The organism is Giesbergeria anulus (genome assembly GCF_900111115.1).
GTDB classification, from domain to species: domain Bacteria; phylum Pseudomonadota; class Gammaproteobacteria; order Burkholderiales; family Burkholderiaceae_C; genus Simplicispira; species Simplicispira anulus.
This window is the reverse complement of the sequence record NZ_FOGD01000005.1, coordinates 126,187-141,346: the sequence shown is the minus strand read 5'-3', so window position 1 is coordinate 141,346 and position 15,160 is coordinate 126,187. Positions and strand designations below refer to the sequence as shown.

14 protein-coding genes are annotated in these 15,160 nt (G+C 57.7%); 2 read left to right on the top strand and 12 right to left on the bottom strand.

Going from position 1 to position 15,160, the window contains the following annotated elements:
* Window positions 1–58 precede the first annotated feature (58 nt).
* From BMX55_RS09765 to BMX55_RS09725, 9 genes are all read right to left on the bottom strand, one after another.
* The gene (locus BMX55_RS09765; protein WP_091456677.1) at window positions 59–949 is read right to left on the bottom strand and encodes a SphA family protein; all 891 of its coding nucleotides are present in this window, start codon (window positions 947–949) and stop codon (window positions 59–61) included.
* 92 nt (window positions 950–1,041) lie between these two features.
* The gene (locus BMX55_RS09760) at window positions 1,042–1,986 is read right to left on the bottom strand and encodes a catechol 2,3-dioxygenase (RefSeq protein ID WP_091456673.1); all 945 of its coding nucleotides are present in this window, start codon (window positions 1,984–1,986) and stop codon (window positions 1,042–1,044) included.
* 64 nt (window positions 1,987–2,050) lie between these two features.
* On the bottom strand, window positions 2,051–2,407 hold the full coding sequence (locus tag BMX55_RS09755) for a 2Fe-2S iron-sulfur cluster-binding protein (RefSeq protein ID WP_091456670.1): 357 nt from the start codon (window positions 2,405–2,407) through the stop codon (window positions 2,051–2,053).
* Between the two features lie 13 nt (window positions 2,408–2,420).
* Window positions 2,421–3,485 (bottom strand): NADH:ubiquinone reductase (Na(+)-transporting) subunit F, encoded by a 1,065-nt coding sequence (locus tag BMX55_RS09750; protein ID WP_091456667.1) that lies wholly within the window; start codon window positions 3,483–3,485, stop codon window positions 2,421–2,423.
* 59 nt (window positions 3,486–3,544) lie between these two features.
* Window positions 3,545–3,901 carry a phenol hydroxylase subunit P4 gene (locus BMX55_RS09745; protein WP_091456665.1) on the bottom strand — a complete coding sequence of 119 codons (357 nt, stop codon included), beginning with the start codon at window positions 3,899–3,901 and terminating at the stop codon, window positions 3,545–3,547.
* Window positions 3,902–5,470 carry an aromatic/alkene/methane monooxygenase hydroxylase/oxygenase subunit alpha gene (locus BMX55_RS09740; RefSeq protein ID WP_091456660.1) on the bottom strand — a complete coding sequence of 523 codons (1,569 nt, stop codon included), beginning with the start codon at window positions 5,468–5,470 and terminating at the stop codon, window positions 3,902–3,904.
* Window positions 5,471–5,518: 48 nt separating this feature from the next.
* Window positions 5,519–5,800 carry an MmoB/DmpM family protein gene (locus BMX55_RS09735; RefSeq protein ID WP_091456656.1) on the bottom strand — a complete coding sequence of 94 codons (282 nt, stop codon included), beginning with the start codon at window positions 5,798–5,800 and terminating at the stop codon, window positions 5,519–5,521.
* An 11-nt stretch (window positions 5,801–5,811) separates the two neighbouring features.
* Window positions 5,812–6,804 carry an aromatic/alkene monooxygenase hydroxylase subunit beta gene (locus BMX55_RS09730; protein WP_091456653.1) on the bottom strand — a complete coding sequence of 331 codons (993 nt, stop codon included), beginning with the start codon at window positions 6,802–6,804 and terminating at the stop codon, window positions 5,812–5,814.
* A gap of 20 nt (window positions 6,805–6,824) precedes the next feature.
* Window positions 6,825–7,058 carry a phenol hydroxylase subunit gene (locus BMX55_RS09725; RefSeq protein ID WP_091456803.1) on the bottom strand — a complete coding sequence of 78 codons (234 nt, stop codon included), beginning with the start codon at window positions 7,056–7,058 and terminating at the stop codon, window positions 6,825–6,827.
* A gap of 294 nt (window positions 7,059–7,352) precedes the next feature.
* Here BMX55_RS09725 and BMX55_RS09720 point away from each other — a divergent pair, with 294 nt between their 5' ends.
* The gene (locus BMX55_RS09720; RefSeq protein ID WP_091456650.1) at window positions 7,353–9,050 is read left to right on the top strand and encodes a sigma-54-dependent Fis family transcriptional regulator; all 1,698 of its coding nucleotides are present in this window, start codon (window positions 7,353–7,355) and stop codon (window positions 9,048–9,050) included.
* A gap of 16 nt (window positions 9,051–9,066) precedes the next feature.
* A complete protein-coding gene (locus tag BMX55_RS09715) occupies window positions 9,067–9,852 on the top strand; it encodes a GntR family transcriptional regulator (RefSeq protein WP_091456647.1) in 786 nt (261 codons plus the stop codon).
* 18 nt (window positions 9,853–9,870) lie between these two features.
* Here the strand turns inward: BMX55_RS09715 and BMX55_RS09710 are convergent, their stop codons facing one another.
* The 3 genes from BMX55_RS09710 to BMX55_RS09700 all read right to left on the bottom strand — a co-directional run bounded on the left by BMX55_RS09710 (window position 9,871) and on the right by BMX55_RS09700 (window position 15,120).
* Window positions 9,871–10,710 carry an SPFH domain-containing protein gene (locus tag BMX55_RS09710; RefSeq protein WP_091456642.1) on the bottom strand — a complete coding sequence of 280 codons (840 nt, stop codon included), beginning with the start codon at window positions 10,708–10,710 and terminating at the stop codon, window positions 9,871–9,873.
* A 71-nt stretch (window positions 10,711–10,781) separates the two neighbouring features.
* Window positions 10,782–12,647: a methyl-accepting chemotaxis protein gene (locus BMX55_RS09705; protein ID WP_091456639.1), complete on the bottom strand. Its 1,866-nt coding sequence runs from the start codon at window positions 12,645–12,647 to the stop codon at window positions 10,782–10,784.
* Window positions 12,648–13,101: 454 nt separating this feature from the next.
* Window positions 13,102–15,120 (bottom strand): C2 family cysteine protease, encoded by a 2,019-nt coding sequence (locus BMX55_RS09700; protein WP_091456637.1) that lies wholly within the window; start codon window positions 15,118–15,120, stop codon window positions 13,102–13,104.
* Window positions 15,121–15,160: the final 40 nt, after the last annotated feature.

Below are 15,160 nucleotides of genomic sequence, written 5' to 3'. Positions count from 1 at the left end.
GCAAAAGAATGGGCGGGATGGGCACTGTGTGCACACATCTCGCCCCGTGGCTACGTGGTTAGAACGCCTTGACAATGCTCAGGCGCACCAAAGAGCCTTTAGCCAAAGGCGAGGAACCTGCCTCGGCACTCAGCTCTTTATAAAAGGCCCCCTTGAGCGCCAGCCCAGGGGCCACTGGATAGACCAGCTCGCCGCCCAGCGCATGGCGCGAAGACTTGTTCAGGCTGGCACCCACACCGCTGTCGTTGCTGGTTTGCCACTGGCTGTAACCCACTACACCGGCCTGCACTGGGCCAAAGGCTTTGGCTAGTGACCACTCTACCGTCACTTGGTTGCCGTGGCGGAACCCTGCGTCGTTGCGGCCATTGCGCTCAAAGCGCATCAAAGCGGCACCGGAGATGGTTTTGGCGGGGTCAAAATAATAGGTCAGGCCACCGGTGAGCATGGTGCTCTTGTAGCCATTGCCGGGTGAGGCCGGGTTGCTGGTGCTGGCCGAATCGAGCCAAACCCCAGCGGCGGCCACGGCATCCCACTGCTCACCATGCCAGCCCAGCACCAGCGGGCCGACATAAATATCGCCCACGCCGGAGCGGCTGTCAGAGATGCCGGGGGTATTGAAGGTGAGTGAGGTGCGCATCAGCGGGACGATGGCTTCGACGCCATAGTCCGCGCCCAGCACTTTGTGGCCGGTCATCCAGACAAAGCGGTTAGCCAACGCTGTGACGGTGCCGGTGTTGTGGCCGGGGATGTCATTGTTGGTGCCCGGAGCGCGCAGGCTATTGATGTTGTAGTTGACCAAATAGCCAATGTAATAAAAGCCCGCTGGTGGCACGCTGGCCGCCTGTGCGCCTTCGACGCCCGGCACATAGTGGCCTGCGGCCTGTGCGGTCAAGGGCGAGAGGCTAGCCAACAGCGCCAGTGCAGCGCTGGCAATCACATTCTTCTTCATCGCTTTTCTTTCTTTCAGACAGTAATGCGGGGGACGCCCTGCAATGCAGGTAACGCCCCCCACCAAGAGGAGTACAAAGGGCGGTTCAGGGCTTAGGTGTAGACGTCGGTGAACGAAGCCACCACTTCGCCGGTATGGTAGAAAATGCCGCTACCCAAGCGGTCTTCGCTCCAAGTGGTTACGGGGCGGTCGGGCTGGGCCAAATAGCCCAAACCGGCAAAGGTCTCGTTGCGGTTGCCGCTGGGGTCAAAGAAGTAAATGGTCTCACCGCGCGTAATGCCGTGGCGCGTGGGGGCCACGTCAATCTTGACGCGATTCTTGGCCATCACGTCGGCGGCCTTGAGCACATCGTGCCAAGAGTCCAAGAAGAATGCAATGTGGTGCAGGCCACTGACGGGGCCACCGACAAAGGCGATGTCATGCGGTGTGCTGGTGCGTGCCATCCACGTAGCGGCTTGCATATCGCCATTGGGGCCGACCAAAATTTGCTCGGTCAGGAAGAAGTCCAAGCACTCCTTCATGAAGCGGGTGTTTTCTTCCACTTTGTTGATGCCCGCCTCGGGGTTCATCTCGCACATCAGCAACAGGTGATCCAGCCAATGTGCGCCAGCACCCCGGATGCCATCGGGCCACGGATCGGGATTGAGTGTGCCCACATCGGTGCCGACATATTCTTTCTTGGCGTACAAGCGCATGTCGTGGCCGCTGGGCAGGTTGAACTGCAACATGCGGCCTGTAGAGGGAAGATGGCCTTCTTCCAACCAAGCAGTCTTGACACCCCAAGACTCAATGCGGGTTTGCAGGGCGTCCAGATCGGCGTCGTCTTGCACCTTGTAGGCCACATGGTTGATACCGGCGCGGTCGCTGGGGGTCAAGATCAGGCAATACTTGTCCCACTCGTCCCAGCACTTTAGATAGACATTGCCTGCATCGTCTGTCATCGTGGTCTTGAGGCCCAGCACGTCTTCGTAATGCTTGACGGCGGCGTCAATGTCCATGACGCGAATGCTGACATGGCCAATTCTTAAAACACCCATTGCTTGTCTCCTTTGGTTGGTGAATCGTTTTTGTGGAAATCGTGGGAAAAGACGGCAGCAGGGTTCAGGCTGCTGCCGGGGTGGGCGCGCCCAGCGCGCGGCCCAAAAATGGTTTGCGCAGCAGGGGCGTCACTTCCAGATGCACCGGCGCTGTAGGGGCGACGCGGCAGGCCAAGGTGTAGCCTTGGGCCTCTTCGGCTTGGCTAACGTGGGCACGGCTGACCGGCCCCAGCGGCTGCACTTGGCCTTCCAGAATGCGTACCTTGCACACGCCACAGCCGCCATTGACGCACCCTACCGGAATGCCTTTGCGCCCTAGGCGCAACATACCGGCCAACAGGCTCTCATGGGGGGCGCAGTCAAAACAGTCTCCGGTTTGGGCTACGGTGATGCGCAGACAAGACGAAGCAGGCGGGTTCATCGGCACCCCCGCCTCAAATACTGCGAAACAATGGACTGCGCGTCTTTTGCGCATCGGCCGCCGAGAGAAACTTCTCGGTGTAGATGTCGCGCTCAAACAAACGCCCTTGCATCAGCGTGCCAATGCAGGCTTCAATCATCGGCGGCGGGCCACACAAATAGGCCTTGTTGCCAGAAAAGTTGCCATTGAAGTGCGCTTTGGCCGCCTCGTGGACATAGCCGCGCGCGCCCGTCCACTCCACGCCTTCGGGCACTTCAGACAATACCGGCACATAGGTGAAATTGGTGTGGTGCGCCGCCAGTGCGCGAAATTCGGTGTCGTAATACAACTCGTCGAGCGAGCGCTGACCATAGACCAAGGTGATCGGCTCGGTGCAGCCTTGGGCCAGCAGCTCCAAAATCATCGAGCGTGGGCTGGACAGGCCAGAGCCACCGGCCATAAATACCATCGGCAGCTTGGCCGATTGGCGTACAAAGAAACGGCCATAGGGGCCGGTGATTTGCACCGTGTCGCCTTCATGCAGGGATTCGTGCAGCCAAGTGGTGCCTGCACCGCCGGGCACCAAGCGCACATTGAGTTCAATCTCGCTGCTTTGGCCGTCGCCACCGGGGGCATTGGCAATCGAGAACGCGCGCCCGCCCTCTACGCCCGGAATTTGCACCTGCACATACTGCCCGGCCTGAAAGCGAATGGGCTGGTTCAGGCGCAAGTGCAGCGCCTTGATGGTCGGGGTGAGCTGCTCAATGCGCGCTACGGTGGCGCTAAAGTCGCGCACCGGAATCACTTGGGCATCGGGTTCGTCTTCGATGTCGGCCTCAATGGTGGCATCCGACTGCAAGGTGGCGCAGCAGGCCAGTGTTTTGCCGTCGTCGCGCTCCATTTCCATCAAGGCAAATGGGTTGGCTGGGCCGTGGTCTACCTCACCATCGGTCACTTGCACCTTGCAGGTGCCGCACAGGCCATGCCCGCAGGCATGGGGGATATAGATGCCTTGGCGCAAGGCGGCATCGAGCAAGGTTTGGCCTTCTTCCACCTCAATGGTGGTGCCTAGGGGTTCGATGGTGAGTTGGTAGCTCATAAAAGTCTCTCCGCCGCTGAGCGCAGTGCAGCACCCAGCGGCCACTCAGGGGTCAAGGGTCAGCTGCAAGTGCCAGCAATGCCGGTCAGGCCGGGGGTGCGAAAACGAATCACATCCTTGTGCGTGAGACCGTTGTCTTGCAACGATTTGGCCGGGTCGGGCGTCCAAGGCTGGCCGGATTTGAACCACTGCACCGCATCCCAGTCAATCTTGGCAAAGTCGGGGTGGTAGCCATAAACACCGGGCAGCACCGCTTGGCTCAAGGCACCAAAGGGCATATCTGGGGGCAAAGGCAAAGCCACCGGGGCGCAAAACAGCAGATGGTCTTCCCAACCGATATAGAGCAGGGGCGCAGGAAAGTTGGCGCGCACATCCTTGGCCGGGAAATCGTAGGGTTTGAGGGCAACGACGCTCATTTATTTGGCTCCTTGGTCTGCGCTGGGCAGTTCTTCACCGCGCCAAGCTGCAAAGTTCTTTTGGTCTTCCGATCCTTCAAAATCGAAGTTGTCTTGCCCCACGTTGAGCTGGTACCACTGCAACACAGCCATCAGCGGGTCAAAGCCTTCAGCCGTGGGGTCAGTGCCCTCTGGGAAGCAGTTGCCCTGATAAATCTGGTGTACTGGCAGCCACGACTGGATGTACTTTTCTGGCTCGTGCTCGAACACCTCTTTGCAGCCGTCGCTACAGAAGTGGTACTTGTCGCCTTGGTAGTCGGTCTCGCGGTAGCAGATTTTGGTCGGGTCGCCCGGCTCGGTAAACACCATCGGGATTTGGCAAGTGGTACACAGCATGGGCAGCGTCTTGTTATAGAAGCGGTTGCCTTGCTCTTGCTGCTCGCGCAGGTGTTCCAGACGGGGGCGGTAGTATTTGTCGAAGGTGTCTGGGTACTTCTCAGACAACCACTGCATCTCGTCTTCTTTAGGAATCCAAGTGTGGAAGGGCGCTGCAGCGCAGTAGTTGTAGAAGGTGTTCCACGCTTGGTGGCTGATGTGGTCTTTGCCTTCGCAGGCTTGCTTCCAGCCCTTAGGCTCGCGGATGCCATAACGGGCCAAGTCGCGGAACAGCGCGCCGCCGTTTTGCTCGGCGTACATCTCCCACGCTTCTTTCCAGCTCATCACGCGCTTGGGCAGCATGTAGTCTTGCATCATGGCCACCAGCGTCAGCACGCGGTAGCCGCGCCAGAACCATTTATCAATCCAGCGCTGCACAATCGGCACGTTGTCGGGGTCTTGCTCCAGCATGAACTTGATGCACTCAATGCCCAAGGTCATGTGGCGTGATTCGTCGGACTGGGCCGAGAAGCCAAAAGTCACGGTAGACATATCGCCGTTGTGCGCCGCACCGCTCATGAAGGGCACAAACAGCAGGTTGGTCAGCACATACTCAAACGAGAAGCTCACCGCAGTGAGGAACTCGAACGGGCCACCGCTCAGCGCATCTTCAAAGAACGACTTGGGCACCGACAGGTACCACACCCGGTCAAACCAGTGGTTGGACTTGTGCATGCCGTTGAAGTACTTGTTGTAGTGCGACAGGGCATGGGTTTCGGTCTGGAAGTGGCGCAACTCGTCCACCGCCTGCATTTGCGAGGCGACACGGGCACCAGCGCCAGTAAAGTGGCGGCCCACATGGGCAAAACCACGGTGGGCGTAATACTCTAGCGGCACCACGCCTTGAATGAACAGCTTGAGCGCATTGACATAACGCGCATCGGAGATGCTCAACTGGCCGTTGTTTTGGGCAAACGCCTCAATCACGGCATAGAGTTTTTTCTCTTTTTCGCCTTGGTACTTCCAGTAGGCATCCATGGTCAGGCGGAAGGGGTCTTCCCACTTGTCCCAGTCGTGGATTTTGATGCCTTCGTATTTGTCGAAGGGGAACACCTTGTCCATAGGCTGGTAGGTGGTGTCCCAAGCCAAATCGCGTGTCATGGCGATATAGCGTTCTTTCAGGCCGAGTTTCTTTTTGGTAACGGGTGCGTCCACGGTGTTGTCTCCTTGGGGTGCGGCAATAGGGGGAGGGTGGCGGCTGCTTTAGCGCAGCCAGCTGAGCGACAGTTCGTCGTCGTCTTCATCGATATGGCCCGACAGCGTGACTAGATTGACGTGAATCTGTTGCAGGTCAAAACGCTGGCCGGTTTGCTCTTCAATGGTTTCGCGGCGCACTACCAAGCGGCCGGGGGCGTCAATCTTGACCAAACCGGGCGAATGCACGGCGGTGGCTTCGGGGTTGTCGGCCAAGATGGCATCGACAATCGGGCGCGATTCTTCGTTGTCCTGAAAGGCAATGAAAACTTTAGAAACGGGTTCGGTCATCACAAACTTTCTCAGAGGGTTAGACCGGCCTTGCGGGCGCGGGCGTTGAGGGTTTCGCGCACGGCCAACAGGGCTTCGGCACCGGCAGCGCCCAAGGCCATCTCTGCCACCGGAGCCAAGGCGGCTTGGGCTTGATCGGCATAGCGTTGGAACCAGCCGCTAATCAGCGATTGGTTGTCGGCGTTTTCGGCTGCTGCCACTTTGATGACGGCATCGACCCAGCGGTTGGCTTCGGTGTGCCATTCGGGCATAAAGGCGGTAAGCATGGCGACGGCGGTGCCGCCCTGTACGGCCAGTTGCTCATCAATAAAGTGGTTGTAGATCAGCGGAAACACCATGCCGTCGAGCGCCAAGTTTTGCGCCACAAACAGCTCAAACGGGTCGTTCACCACCAAGGTGTCTTCTACCAAGCGGCGCAGTACTTGCCAGCGGGGGTCTTGCATCCAAGCGTTTTTGCCAGCCTCCAAGGCACCGGGCTCACCCAGCGCCAGCCCCAAGCGCGTCAGGTACTGGGCCACACCCAACTGATCCATCGCTTGGAACATGGCCGGGGCGGTAAACGCCGTGCCATAGCCGCGTGAGCAAATGGTGCAGTTGTTCATGTTGGCACCCCAAGCCACATGGCGCAGGGGCATCAGCACTTCTACCGCTTTGGCGCGCAGGGCATCGCTGGTCTTGGCGATCAGGTTGCGCGACTCCACAAACTGGTAGTTGGACTCCATGGCCTCTTGCTGGCGGGCACGGGCCATCGTCCAGTTGGCGTAGTAGTACTGGCGTGGGTCGCGCAGGGCGTCCCAATCGGCCATCTTCACTGCCGTGCGGCCTTTGTCAAACAGCTCAAACTCTGGCTCCCACGTTGGGCGGTAGTGGAAGTTGGCTGTGGGTTGTACGCCCAAAGTAGCCTCTTGGTAGCGCGAGGCGGGCTTGTCGCCGCTGTAGGGCGTTACGCGGGCAAAGGTGTTGCGCAGCGGCTTGATTTCACGCGCTTGCAGATCGATATTCATCTTGCTTTGTCTCCTCAAACTCAAACAGGGGTGGAAACCGGGGTGGCTGTGCCATCGTCTAAGCGCTGTACGTTGTTGGCCTGGCAAAAGGCATCAAAGGCTGGACGGGGCAGCATCAGCTCGACGGCCAACTCAGGCCAGCCGATAGAAAACTCAAACTCCACCAAGCCGTTGGCGCGCATTTGCAGCACGCGAACAAACCGGCGCGAGACATCGCAGGCGATGGCATCGGCAGTGGCAGGCTGTAGGGTCATGTGCGGGCTCCTTGCGGGTTGGGCTGGTGCCTTCAGCATTGCAGGAGCTGTGCCACTGAGGGCGAAAAAAGCAAAAATGTCGATAAAATCAGGGTTTGTCCCTACAAAATCGGCTATTTTTTAGGGTGGTACCTGAACCCGGCGCTACCTCCATTTCATCTTCCAAAAAATGTTGCGGCGCAATATGATGATTTGGTGAAAATAAGCTTATTCCAATGGTTGATTTGATGAATTTGCTTTTTCTTCAGGGTTAACCCTGTTTGGACTGCCTGCAAATTTATCGATAGTTTGCCCATGCTTGCCCCCCAAAACCTTGCTCTTCCCTCGGATGCCGACCTGCGTCGGTTGGTGCATTTTTCGGCGGGCGATGGCCGCATTTGGCTGTCGGGCCAGCGCATGTTGTTGGTACATGCAGCAGCCCTGCACGCCTTGCGGCGTGAATTGATCAACACCCTAGGCCCTGCCCAAACCCGCCGCCTGTTGCTGCGCGCCGGTTATGCCTCTGGCGAGCGCGATGCCCTGCTGGCTTGCCAAGTGCGCCCCGGTGCTACGGTGTTTGACATGTTTGCGGTGGGCCTACAGTTGCACATGCTTGAAGGGGCGGTGCAGGTCACGCCCGAAACCTTTGAGGTCGATGAGGCAGCCGGGCACTTTTGTGGGCGCTTTCGCTGGGATCACAGTTGGGAAGTCGAAGCGCAGTTGCGCGACTTTGGCCCGCAAGACGAACCCACCTGCTGGATGTTGTTGGGTTATGCCTCCGGCTACACCAGTGCCTTCTTTAAGCGCTCGGTGCTGTTTAAAGAGGTGCAATGCGCCGCTTGCGGCCACACCCACTGCCGCATTGAGGGCCGCTTTGCCGAAGAATGGCCCGACGCCGAGGCGATGGCCCGCGACTACAACCCCGACTCGGTACTGGTGCAGCTTGATGAACTGCAATCGCAAGTGCAAAGCCTGCGCACGCAACTGGAGCAGCCCGCTGATGATCTGGGCCGCATCATTGGCCGCTCGCGTGCTTTTGAGCAAACGGCGGCGCTGCTGCGCAAGGCTGCCGCCACCGAGGTCACGGTGCTGCTGACTGGTGAGACCGGCGTGGGCAAAGAGCGTTTTGCTCGCGCTCTGCATGCGATGGGGGCACGGGCCGACAAACCGTTTGTGGCCGTCAACTGCGCGGCCTTGCCCGCCGAGTTGATCGAAAGCGAACTCTTTGGCGCAGAAAAGGGGGCTTACACCGGGGCTTCGGCACTGCGCATTGGCCGCTTTGAGCGCGCCCATGGTGGCACCTTGCTGCTGGATGAGCTGGGAGAAATGCCGCTGCCAGCACAGGCCAAACTGCTGCGCGTGTTGCAAACGGGTGAGATTGAACGCTTGGGCGGGCACGAAGCCCGGCGCGTGGATGTGCGCGTGGTAGCGGCTACCAATGTCGATTTAGAGAAAGCTGTGGAAGAGGGGCGCTTTCGGCGCGATTTGCTGTATCGGCTCAATGTCTATCCGATCCGCATTCCGGCCCTGCGCGAACGGGTGGACGATATCGAACTCATCGCCCTGTACCTGCTGCAAAAGTATGCCGTGCGCCACGGCAAACGGCTGGCCGGTTTTACCGACCGGGCGCTGCTGGCGATGCGCGCCCACCGCTGGCCGGGCAATGTGCGCGAACTAGAAAACCTGATTGAACGCGGCGTCATCCTCACGCCCTCGGATGAAAGTGTGGACGCCGACATGCTGTTTCCGCACATCACTGTGCAGGCCGGTGCTACTGTGAACGCCCGTGGCGCGCTCGAGCGCACCGTGGCCGCCCCGGCGGCACAATCGGCACAGCTATACGATACGCTGTTGCACAGCGGTCTATCCTTGGAAGCGCTAGAAGACACCCTGATCCGCGAGGCCGTGGCCCGTGCCGGTGGCAATTTGTCTGCCGCAGCGCGTACCTTGGGCCTGACGCGGCCCCAACTGAGCTACCGGCTGTCGCGCCTGAACGAGCGCGCGCCGTCCTGATATTCTGGATGTGCTGATGGTCAAACGCGCGTTTTTTCTTCCCGATACGATCAGCGACATGCCCGATGATGGCAGCGACCCTTCGCGTACCCTGACCGAACAAACCTACAACCGGCTGCGCCATGCCATCATCGAGGGCCAACTGGCACCGGGCAGTAAGCTGCGCATTGAGCACTTGCGTCAGCAATACGGCGTGGGCGCTGGGACGCTGCGCGAAGCCGTCACCCGCTTGGTCAGTGATGCGCTGGTGACTGCCGAAAGCCAGCGCGGCTTTCGCGTCACGCCCATTGCCATCGAAGACCTAGAAGAACTCACGCGCTTGCGCGTACTGATTGAAACCGAGGGCCTGCGCCAGTCCATGCGCTATGGCGGCGAGGCTTGGCGGCAAGCCCTGCACGCCAGTTATGCCGCCCTGAATGCCGTCGATTACCCCATCCGCGCCGCGCAACGCCCGCAATGGGAAGCGCTAAACGTGCGCTTTCATGAAGCGCTGCTCAATGGCCGCCCCTCAGCGTGGACACAAAAGGTATTGCGCCTGCTGTCGCGCCACAGCGAGCGCTACCGGCGCTACGCGATGGGCCTGCCGGGCTTGTTGCGCGATGTCCATGCCGAGCACCGCGAAATTTACGAACTGGCCTTGGCCGGACACGAAGCCCGTGCTGCGCTGGCGCTGGAAGCGCACATCTGCACGACGCCACACCTGCTGCTGCAAGCGCTGCGCGATGGCCGCTTGGTGCTGCCCGGCGCTCACGACGAAGCTGCACCACCGCTAGAGCCGCTGCCTCATCCACTGGCTGATTGAGCAGTGGTGTCGCGTTGCTTAATTCTTGGCCCCAATATTGACCATTCCCCGAAAATCCATTGGTACCACAATGGTATTGACCTTGCCTGCTGCAATACCTTCGGCAATTTTTAATTGTGCTTGTGCCTGCATATAAGCAATGCTTTGTGCGCTATTGACTGCCAATGCTGCCATGCGCTCAGATTCTTTTTTGGCGATTTCTACTTCGGTTTCTTTGACACGCAATTCGTTTTGTGCCCGAACATACTCGGTGGCCGAGCGCAAAATTTCAGCGTTGGGTTGTACGTTGCGAATTTGCACCACCGTGATATGAATGGCATTTTCTAGTTTTTCAGAAGCCAATTGCTCCGCCACGTGCTGGCGGATTTCTTGCTCTAGCTTAGAACGGTTGTCGGCTACTTCCAATGCCTTGTATTGGCGTATTGCCTTATATGCTGCATTATTAACCAGCGTGCCAACATAGTTGTACATGAGCAACCAATCACCATCACTAATCTGGTGAAACGATTTGGCTTTTTTAGAATATAGCTCGGCCACCGATCCGGGGTTGATCTCATAAACCACCGAAATATCAAAATCGGCCAAGGCACTATTATCAGCGGTGAGGGGTGTTTTGTTGTCGAGTGAGATGGTGATATCACGCACCGGAAATGTCAAAATAGTGCCAATCAGGTTTTGATTCCAACTTCCAGGCAATAATTCTCCGGGCTGTACTTCTTTTGAAAAGTCTACCCGCACCCCCACCTCGCCGGTTTTGATGCGCGTAAAGCTGTGAAAGCCAAAGAACGCTATCGGCACTAACAGCAAAAGGGGGACAATTTTATTGCGAATGGATTTGAGGGCTTCGGTGTGTTGCATATCTTATTTCCTCAAAAGCAATAAAGCCCTGAAACACTGGGAGCAGCATCACTGCAACCCCCAGTGGCCTGTCAGCGTAAGCGCCGCGCTGGTGGCACCTGCATTGCAGGGGACTGCTCGCCAGACAACTTAAAGCCTGCTACCACGTTAGCCAACTGGCTGGCTTGTTGCTGCAGCGACTGCGCTGCCGCAGCAGCCTGTTCAACCAAGGCCGCATTTTGCTGCGTGCTTTGGTCCATCAGCGTCACAGACTGGCCCACTCCAGCAATGCCATTGCTCTGCGTTTGACTAGCGGCGCTGATTTCAGCAACGATGGCACTGACACGGCGGATGCTCTCGACCACCTTCTCCATCGTCTCCCCGGCATCATGCACTAATTGACTGCCGGCATTGACTTGAGCCACTGAAGCGTCGATCAGGGTCTTGATTTCCTTGGCAGCATTGGCACTGCGCTGTGCCAGCGTGCGCACTTCGGCGGCTACGACGGCAAAACCCCGGCCTTGCTCGCCAGCACGGGCCGCCTCTACCGCTGCATTGAGCGCCAAGATATTGGTCTGGAAGGCAATGCCGTCAATCACGCTAATGATGTCCACAATTTTGCGCGATGCTGTGTCAATGCCGCCCATGGTCTGCACTACCTGTCCAACCACTTGTCCGCCGTGGGCAGCGATTTGAGAGGCATCACTAGCTAGTTGATTGGCTTGGCGGGCATTTTCGGCGTTTTGCTGCACGGTGGTGGTCAAGTCCTCCATTACGGTAGCGGTTTGTTGCAGGGAGCTGGCTTGCTGTTCGGTGCGGATAGACAGGTCTTGGTTGCCATTGGCAATTTCGTGCGAAGCCATGCGCACAGCGTCAGACGAGGAGCGAATCTGCTGTAGCACCAAGGCCATTTTGTCCACAAACTGGTTGAACGCTTTGGCAATGTGTGTCAGTTCATCGTTACCACTTTCCGAGATACGACGGGTCAGGTCACCTTCGCCACTGGCGATGTCTTGCAGGGCGTCGCGCACGCGGGTCAGGCGCTGCAACTGGCTGCCGACCACCGTTTTTACCACCACGATAGCAGCCAGTACGCACAGCACGGCAATGAGGGCAGCCACCTGCAACTGCTGGTGCAGTGGGTGCATGGCTTCGTTGTAGTCCACGCCAATGGCTAACAGCCAAGGGGTGCCCTCGACCTTGGCTGCATAAAGCATGTGGTCGGCACCATCAATAGCGACCTTGGTATAGCCGCCTTGGCGGGTCAATTGTTGGATCAGTTCGGTATTGAGGCTGGGTGCAATGGCCGATACCGGCTTGAGCACCAGATCGGCCTTGGGGTAGGCCAAAATTTTTCCATCGTCATTGATCAAAAAGGCAAAGCTTTTATCGGTAGGGTGGATATTAGCGATGGTGCGGTTGATGCTGTCGATGGTCATGTTCGAGCCCACCACCGCAATCACTTGGCCGTTGTGCATTACCGGCTCGGCAAAGGCGAAGGTGAGCTTTTTATAAATCATATCGATGTAGGGGGCGGTCAGGATGGATCCGCCCGTTGCCACTGCCTGCTTGTACCAAGGGCGTTGGGTACCATCGAAGTCTGCAGGCATCTTGCGGATGAAAGCAAAGCGCTTGTCAGAATAGACAAAAAATGCACCATCGAGTCCGCCTGCCTCTTTGATAACCTTGAGCATCGGAATCGGGTCGGGTGCCGGTGCCGAAGGGTCTTGCGCTGTGTTCACTGCCGCTTTAATGGCGCTGGTGGCTTTACGCTTGTCCTTGACCATTGCAGCCAAGTCGGCGGCGTGAATGTTTGTCAGTTCGCTCATGCGTTGATCTTGGGCCTTGAGCAGATGATCGCGCACCATCCACAGCATTGCACCCGTGAGCACCAACAAAGAAATAGTGGTGATGGCAATGCTAAAAAGCGTGAGGCGCGTGCGCAAACTGCTAACCATAGGAGATCCCCCGAGAGTGATAGATTTTCTGGGTTTTATTGTGCCCGACTGGGGGCGGTTATAGAAGAACACAGGAGGCAGGATCAATTGATTCCGTCAAAATATTTCCAGACGTTGCTCGATATCAGGAAATTTCTTCACCAAGCCCATTTCTACGAGGACGGCCATGCCCGAAATGTTTTCTATTGGTCGCGCCAGCTCGCTGGCGCGCTACAGGGGTGGCAACAAGCACGCCGGGCTAAAGGCCACCCCGCCTTGCCCAACGTGCTCCAATAATCCCCGCAGTTACTAGCCCATGCTGCTAGCGTGGGGCAGCTTTTGGGTCGGGTGGTGCAGTGGATGGCCCTGAACCATTGGGCCTTGTTTGATCTGGCTTGGCTAAACAGCCAATGCCCGCCGCTACGGTCAGGGCGGGCAGGATGGCAACTTGCCTTGCACCAGAGGCGCTAGCAGATCAAACGCTGATCCAAACGCTGATGCCATCGGTGCCCACCAGTGTGGCCACATCCATGTCAAACGGGGCCAGATAGGTCGGTGTTGGCTCTTGGGCTGTGGAGACCGAGACCCCCCACGGGTTGTACACCTTGACTGAGGTGTTAGATGGATTGCTGGTATCTGCATCGTAGGCCATGTAGGCATGGCCGGGCACAAACAGCTTGGCACCGTTGGCATCGTTGGTGGTGGCACCAGACACTATAAACAACACCTTGCCCTCATTCATGGCTTTGGTGTATTGCTCTAAGGCGGTGCTGCCGGTGGGCACCACACTGGTTTGGAGGATGCTGTTGCCGTTGTAGGTGGTGACTTCGTCGGTAAAGGTGGTCACTTTGCCACCGGCTACATTGACCACAGCCTCGGCCAAACCGCCCTCAATGGCCAGCATAGAGTTGGTTTGGGTAGTGCGGCCAAAAATCTGCAATTCATTGGCTTGGGCGTAGGCTTTTTCTAGCAGCGGTGCCCACAGTTCTTTTGTCTGGTTGCCCTGAGCGTCCACACCTTTGACCTTGCTATAAGCGGTTTCGGTGTCTTCGGGGTTTTTAACGACAAACTGGTTATTGGCGGTGACCCAATGGACTTTGCCATTGGTGTCAAAAAAGCGCACGCCCCAAGTTTGCAACCCGTCAGTGCTGCTGCCATTGGCGACAAACACACTGTTGAGGGCGGTGGGATTGACTTGGGCCACGGCGGCCATCGACGCCAGTAGGTAGCAAGTGCCAGCACTGCCCTGATTGACGTCAAATGCAGAAGCGCCGCTGATCAACTCGGCATTGAATGCTTTGTAGACACCGGAGGCCGCAGCAGCATTGGGGTTGGCGGTATCGCCTTCTGTGGTGGGGTTGGGCAGGTCTTGGCCCAGCAGCCATTTGGCTTCTAGCTTTTGCAAGGTGCTGGCTGTGGCGCTGGGGCTGAGGTTACCCAAGGTTTGGGTTTGCGTCTGGCCCCCGGTATAGAAATTGTTGGCTTTGGAGCCATTGACCAGTTGGTTGAACACATCCAGCAAATAGCCGGTTTCTGTGCCTGCCAGATCAGGTGCCGTAAACAACTCTTTGCCACGGGCTGCAATGGCCTTGAGGTCGTTGAACAGATCGGCTCCGATCTGGTTGTTAGCACCACCGGCAGAATCAATGGCCGCATCCACGATCTTGACCAGCCCAGCGTGGTTGATTTTGGCGTGGTTGGCCGTCAGGGCCTCTACTTGTGCTTTGACTCCAGCTGTTTTGAGCAGCGAAGTCCAGCCTGCGGCCACCGGTGTGTCGCCGCCCGCGTTGATGTCTTCGCCCAAGCTTTTTTCTAGTTCTGCTATTTGGGCAGAACCTACTGTGTGGATTGTCCCGGCATCGACGCCACCAGCCTGATCGGTGCCCAATTCAAACAGATTGTCGTCCTCATCGCGGACATAAATCTGGTAGCCGCCACCCGTTTTGGGTACCACGGTTTCAATTTCAAAGCCTTCGAGCATGTCCAGGGTCACAGCTTGGCCAGCAAACTGCAACGGACGGAAGCTGCCATCGGTCTGCTGTAACTGGTAGCCTCCCAAGCCGTCTAGATACAGGTTAACGCTGCCAGCATCGACCAGCACCATTGCATCACCCAGCCCGCCGTTGTAGTTTAGGTCGATGCCGTAGCGCACTTCGGCGGCAAACAGTTCGGCGTTGCTGAGGGCTTTGGCTCCCGTGAGGTTGCCTTGGGCATCGGTGGTGGCTTCGAAGAACTGTGCCGGATTTTGGTTGCTTTGCAGATACAAAACGTAGCCACCATCGTTACGCAACTCTGCTGCCAGCGCCGTGACCTCGAAGCTGTCGTCGTGGACGCCACCTTGGCCGTTGAACTTAACGCTTTGGTACTCACTGACTTTTTGTCCGACACGGCCTACCGACCAAGTGCCATCTGTGCCAACGTATAAAACGGCAGTACCAATGTGGCGTGCATAGGCCACAGAAGAGACGTCTTGATCCAAGCTGTTTGCGCTCATGAAAAACCTTTGTAGAGAAAAGAAATGGAGATATCCAACC